At 64.0% G+C, this 3,756-nt stretch carries 5 protein-coding genes; 3 read left to right on the top strand and 2 right to left on the bottom strand.

What is annotated here, in order from left to right:
- Positions 1-177 precede the first annotated feature (177 nt).
- The 3 genes from grxC to AC1DT2_RS17710 all read left to right on the top strand — a co-directional run bounded on the left by grxC (position 178) and on the right by AC1DT2_RS17710 (position 1,994).
- On the top strand, positions 178-447 hold the full coding sequence (gene grxC / locus AC1DT2_RS17700; protein ID WP_477297776.1) for a glutaredoxin 3: 270 nt from the start codon (positions 178-180) through the stop codon (positions 445-447).
- Positions 447-836 carry a carboxymuconolactone decarboxylase family protein gene (locus AC1DT2_RS17705; RefSeq protein ID WP_213948344.1) on the top strand — a complete coding sequence of 130 codons (390 nt, stop codon included), beginning with the start codon at positions 447-449 and terminating at the stop codon, positions 834-836. Before grxC ends, AC1DT2_RS17705 begins: the two co-directional genes overlap by 1 nt.
- Before the next feature lie 135 nt (positions 837-971).
- Positions 972-1,994: an isocitrate dehydrogenase gene (locus tag AC1DT2_RS17710; RefSeq protein ID WP_063570385.1), complete on the top strand. Its 1,023-nt coding sequence runs from the start codon at positions 972-974 to the stop codon at positions 1,992-1,994.
- A gap of 192 nt (positions 1,995-2,186) precedes the next feature.
- Here the strand turns inward: AC1DT2_RS17710 and AC1DT2_RS17715 are convergent, their stop codons facing one another.
- Both AC1DT2_RS17715 and thiD read right to left on the bottom strand, forming a co-directional pair.
- Positions 2,187-3,143, bottom strand: coding sequence for an aspartyl/asparaginyl beta-hydroxylase domain-containing protein (locus tag AC1DT2_RS17715; RefSeq protein ID WP_477297777.1), 957 nt, complete (start codon positions 3,141-3,143; stop codon positions 2,187-2,189).
- A gap of 76 nt (positions 3,144-3,219) precedes the next feature.
- Positions 3,220-3,756: bifunctional hydroxymethylpyrimidine kinase/phosphomethylpyrimidine kinase (gene thiD / locus AC1DT2_RS17720; RefSeq protein WP_477297778.1), on the bottom strand; the 537-nt coding region annotated here is incomplete at its 5' end.

Consider the following 3,756-nt stretch of genomic DNA (forward strand, 5'->3'; position numbering starts at 1 on the left):
GGGCAGGGGCGTGCGCATAGGTCGGGGACGATACCATCACCAAACGGATAGATAACTTCCACAGCCGTGGGAGTCCGATCGCCTTTGACCGCGCCGGCGGGGCGGGGTTCGCCCGTCTTGCAAAATTCGCCCTGCGACGCCATCTTTTGGCCATTCGTTTCCGGAGCATCCCCCTCCATGTCCACCCCCGATATCACCATCTATTCCACCGCGGTGTGCCCTTACTGCGTCGCCGCCAAGAACCTCCTCAAGGCCAGGGGCCTGGAGTGGAACGAGGTTCGCATCGACATGGATCCGACCCAGCGTGACCTCATGCTCGAAAAGAGCGGTGGCCGCCGCACCGTGCCGCAGATCTTCATCAACGGCACGCACGTGGGCGGTTTCGACGACCTCTCGGCAGCCGATCGTAGCGGCCGCCTGGCCGAAATCCTCGAGGCAGCGCACTGATGGGCGATAACCGCGTCGAAGAGTTCACCGCGTTTCGCAAGCGAATGAACGAGCGCATCCTCGGTGAGGACAATCAGGTCGTCCGCCGCTTCTTTGCCCTGGATACCCAGACGTACCGTGCGGGCGCCCTGGACGTGAAGACCAAGGAGATGCTCGGCCTGGTCGCCTCGATGGTCCTGCGCTGCGACGACTGCATCAGCTATCACGTCGCCCAGTGCAAGGAAGCCGGGGTGAACCGCGATGAATTCTTCGAAGTCTTCAGCGTGGGCCTCGTGGTCGGCGGCTCCATCGTGATCCCCCATCTGCGCCGCGCAGTCGATTTCCTCGACTCGCTGGAAGGCGAGGTGGCCACCGACGCCGAAGCCTGCGCGGACCACCCAGCGGCCTGAATTGCGTCCATGCCGCTCCGGTCGGGGCGGCATCCTTGAAGGAAGTGGGTCGGATCGCCGATAATTGGGCGATTTTTCTCCCCGCGCGCGCCTTCGGCGCCGCATGCGACCCGCTTCCCTTCAGGAGTTATCCCCATGAGCAAGACGATTGCCGTGATCCCCGGCGACGGCATCGGCCCCGAGATCATGGACGCGACCATTCGCGTTCTCGACGCCCTCGACTGCGGTCTGAAATACGATTACGTCGACGCGGGCGTGGTTGCCCTCGAGAAGCATGGCGATCTCCTGCCGCAGAACACGATCGACAAGATCGCCGAACACAAGGTCGCGCTGAAGGGCCCGCTGACCACGCCGATCGGCGGTGGCTTCACCTCGATCAACGTGACCCTGCGTCGCAAGTTCGACCTCTACTCCAACGTCCGTCCGGCGATCAGCTTCCCGGGCACGAAGGCGCGTTACGAGAACATCGACATCATCACGGTGCGTGAAAACACCGAGGGTGCGTACCTGGCCGAAGGCCAGACCACCACGGGTGAGGGTGATTCCGAAGTCGCCACCTCGATGATCCGCAACACCCGCCCGGGCATGCAGCGCATCTGCAAGTACGCCTTCGAGATGGCCCGTAAGAAGGGTCGCAAGAAGGTCACGGCGGTGCACAAGGCCAACATCATGAAGACCTCGTCGGGCCTATTCCTGACGGTGGCGCGCGAAGTGGCGAAGGACTACCCGGACATCGAGTTCGGCGAGATGATCGTCGACAACGCCTGCATGCAGCTGGTGATGAACCCGTACCAGTTCGACGTGATCGTCACGACGAACCTGTTCGGCGACATCCTCTCCGACCTCTGCGCCGGTCTCGTCGGCGGCCTGGGTCTCGCGCCGGGTGCCAACATCGGCAAGGACGCGGCGATCTTCGAAGCCGTCCACGGCTCCGCTCCGGATATCGCCGGCCAGAAGAAGGCCAACCCGTGCGCGCTGCTGCTCGCTGCCGCGGACATGCTCGACCACCTCGACATGGTCGCCAAGGCCACGCGCCTGCGCGCCGCCATCCGCGACGTGATGGAAGCCCGCGACCGTACGACGCCGGACGTTGGCGGCACCGGTACCACGGATACCTTCGGCGACGCGATCGTCGAGCGGCTCCGCGCTACGGCGTAAGTCGTTCGCCAGGTGGTGAAGAGAGACCCTGCAGCAATGCGGGGTCTTTTTTTTGGTGCATGGCTCGCCTTCGGCCTCGCGGGCTCGGCATTGCCATCGCTCTCTACACTTGGGCGCTTCGCGGGGAGACCTTGGTGCCCACCTCGCTGCACTGCGCCTTACCCTCCAAGCAGCGAGGGCACCTTCACGGCATCAGTTGTTTCCGCGGAAGAACGGATACGGCGCGAGGAAGATCAGCCAGATCATCAGCACGATGCCGATGTACTTGATCACGCGGAACAGCTTCGGATTCGCTTTCTTGAACTTCCGTGTGCGGTCGCGCCCGCGGTTGTTCATCGCGAACATGCGATTGACGAAGCCGACCTGTTCGCTGCTTTCGTCATCATTCGGCGATGCGGTGATCGAGCCCATGAAGGCGCCGACGCGCTTGTTGATGCCGGTCATAAGGCGGCTCTTCAGAGGGCGCTCGACGTCGGCAAACAGAATCACGCGGGTCTGGTCCGTGCGGTTCTCGGCCCAATGCACGTAGGTCTCGTCGAACACGACGTCCTTGCCGTCGCGCCACGCGTGCATTTCGCCGTCGACGAAGATGCGGCAGTCGTCCGAGTTCGGCGTGATCAGCCCCAGGTGGTAGCGCAGCGAGCCGGCGAACGGATCGCGGTGCGGATTGAGCTTGCTACCCGGCGGAAGCAGGGCAAACATTGYCGCCTTCACGCTCGGGATGGCGTTGAGCAGCTTCACCGTTTCCGGGCAGAGCGCCTCGGCCGAGGCCAACGGCTCGCCGTACCATTTCAGATAGAAACGCTTCCAGCCCTGCTTGAAGAACGAGTTGAAGCTGGCATCGCTGTGCTTTTCCGCGGAGCGGATGAAGCCCTCGTCGAACAGGTGCATGGCTTCTTCGCGGATCTTCTCCCAGTTGCCCTGCAGCAGATCGAGCTGCGGGAATCCGGCGCGATCCAGGATCGGCCGCGCTGGCACGGCGGAGAAGGCGTACATCAGCAGGTTGTACGGCGCGAAGATGGCCGAGTGATCGACCAGCTGGCGATCGAAGCGCAGGCGTGAGCGTCCGCGCAGATGCACCAGCAACACGCAGAGCGTGAACAGGATCAGCACATACAGGACGATGAAGCGGGGCCCGAGGAAATTCATGGGTTGGACTCGACCAGGACAAGCGATACGTAGGGCCGCGCGCGGCCTGTATCAACGCGCCTAGGATACTCCGGCCTTAATGACCGAGCACGTAAACCGAGCCGCCACCGGGCCGCCAGGCCCGCTGGAAGGCCTTGTTAACCCACGCGATCGCTTCGCGGACAGCCACGTGCGGCGATTTGCCCCGAGCCAGCCCCGCCGCCACGGCTGAGGCCAGTGTGCAGCCGCTGCCGTGCCCTTCGAGCGGCAGGCGAGGGTGCCGGACCTCGGTCACGCCGCTCGCGTCGTAAAAACAGTCGACCACCTCGCGGCCTTTGCCATGGCCGCCTTTGAGCAGGACGCCGCGTGCGCCGAGGGCGAGCAGGTCGGCGCCGACGGCGTCCATGTCGCGTCCCAACGGGCGGCCGAGCAGGGCTTCGGCTTCCGGCAGGTTGGGAGTAAGGATGTCGGCCAGCGGTATAAGGCGCGTCACCATCGCTTCGAGCGCATTTTCATCGAGCAAGCGCGCACCGCTTGTGGCAATCATCACCGGATCGACGACTAGCCACGCAGGTTTGCGAACGCGCATCTCTTTTGCCACGAGCCGCGTCACCGCCGCACTGCCGAGCATGCC

The sequence above is a fragment of the Luteibacter sp. P4_E6 genome, from assembly GCF_056401535.1.